The organism is Pseudomonas sp. P5_B2 (assembly GCF_056400445.1).
This window is the reverse complement of sequence record NZ_JBFULH010000782.1, coordinates 1-1,685: the sequence shown is the minus strand read 5'-3', so window position 1 is coordinate 1,685 and position 1,685 is coordinate 1. Positions and strand designations below refer to the sequence as shown.

The window sequence follows — 1,685 nt, the reverse complement described above, 5'->3', positions numbered from 1 at the left end:
CCGTTGCAGTTGCTGCAGTTCCAGACCGTGATACTCGGCAATCGCCTGCAGTTCCCGGGGCGAATACTGGGCCTTGAGCCTGATCCCTATTGGGCGCAACAGGGCAGTGGTTGATCCAAGAAAATTCTCTTCGGCGAGCCGCAGTAAGTAACCGTTGAGACTTTCGTCAGCGAAGTCGGTCTCGGGAATAAATGCCAACATGCTATTGCTCCTAGACCTTCACACCGGCTTCTTGCATGACCTTGGCATACACCAAAGCCATGTGCTCGGTCTGGATCGTCTGATCGACATCGAACGGATTGAATTCGATCAGGCGGTTCATCACGGCTTGCTCAAAAGCCCTGGCAAAGGCCTCATAACGTGCGATCTTCACTGTCCCAGCGAGTGCCTGCACCTCGATGAAAATCTTGTTGATGAGGCCATAACGGCCAGCCGTCGCGACGTACATGCGTTGGGCAAAGTCCCGGTCGTTGAATTCGAATGTGTCCCAGCCGCTGTCCTCCAGGTAATCGAGCGCACTGCCCAAGGCGCTGCGAAAGCTGATGTAATCCTTGCCTTGCCAGTAATACGGGAAGTACTCCACTGGACGGCGCGCGCGATCCGCCAGTTGTTCATTGGCGTAAAACAGGCCCATTAAACTTGGCAATCCTGCCAGCACGATACTGGCCTGGGCTTGGTCGAAGAGGCCTTTGAGAAAGTCCGCTGCCGCGCGCACGGTGGTGCTGCTACCGCGCTCAAGCATGTGCTGCGTTTCATCAAAGATGATCAGTCGTGCGCCGTGCTTGTTGACCGCCTTGATAAAGGCGTCTGTCGCAGCGACATGATTATTGAACAGCGCTGGATTCATATCGATACTCGTCAAGCATGCATCCGGCAGCGCCCGACCGGTCAAATGCTTGGGGCTGACGACACTGATAATTTCGCGGGAGCGGCTCGTCCCCGACGTCGAATTAATCGCCCTGAAATTGTCCAACAGACACGTCTTACCGACCCGTGTCGGCCCGACAATCGGAAGGATTTGTGGATCACCTGCTCTGGCCCGCGTTAAGACCTCCACCAAATGACCATGCACGGTGTTAAACCGAGCGTGACCCACCAATTCGTTGGCGATCGTGCTCATACCGTCCTCCGTGGCGCCGGACGGAACTCATCATCGCTATCGGCTAAGGTAGGAGTAGGAGGCAAAGGACGCGGCTTCGGCGCGTGCTGTGCAAACTGCGCGGCGATGTCCGCCTTCTGCGCCTGTTTCTCGCGCACACGCAATGCCTGGTTGTTGGCTTTGATGCTGGGGCGGCGCTGACTATCAGCGGTGAACTTCGCCAGCATCTGAGCATATACACGCTGATAGTCATGGCCGGACATCGTGGCGGAATGGCCCGCGTAGGCTTTTTTGAGGGTTTTGGCGACCTCAAAGGATACTTCGGGAATACCCACCGTCTTGTTCTGCAGCGGAATGTGGCTGCCGTCATCCGGATGCACGGCATAAATCACCGTGCAGTCCTCTGGGTTGAACAAGATGTCGATGTCGCTGAGGCTCCGTTCACGCGCCAGCACTGCCAGCGCCTGACTGTGGAACTGAAACCCCTCAAAATCGATACCGTAATGATGGATTGTGCGATTATCCCGGTTGACCTCTAACAGCAATTTTTTGAGTTGATCGAGTGAAGGCGGCGGTACGGGCAGGA

General features: G+C 56.0%; 3 protein-coding genes. All 3 read right to left on the bottom strand.

All coding sequences use genetic code 11. The annotated features are described in order from the left end of the window. On the bottom strand, positions 1-201 hold a 201-nt coding region (locus tag AC1DRJ_RS26720), incomplete at its 3' end, for a hypothetical protein (protein ID WP_477804795.1). Between the two features lie 10 nt (positions 202-211). Then, positions 212-1,120 carry a TniB family NTP-binding protein gene (locus AC1DRJ_RS26715; RefSeq protein WP_477804794.1) on the bottom strand — a complete coding sequence of 303 codons (909 nt, stop codon included), beginning with the start codon at positions 1,118-1,120 and terminating at the stop codon, positions 212-214. After that, the coding region (locus tag AC1DRJ_RS26710; RefSeq protein ID WP_477804793.1) for a Mu transposase C-terminal domain-containing protein at positions 1,117-1,685 on the bottom strand (569 nt) is incomplete at its 5' end. The genes AC1DRJ_RS26710 and AC1DRJ_RS26715, both read right to left, overlap by 4 nt.

Coding starts and splice junctions, on each gene's coding strand:
- AC1DRJ_RS26715 (WP_477804794.1), bottom strand. CDS start 1,120: ATGAGCACGATCGCCAACGAATTGGTGGGTCACGCTCGGTTTAACACC.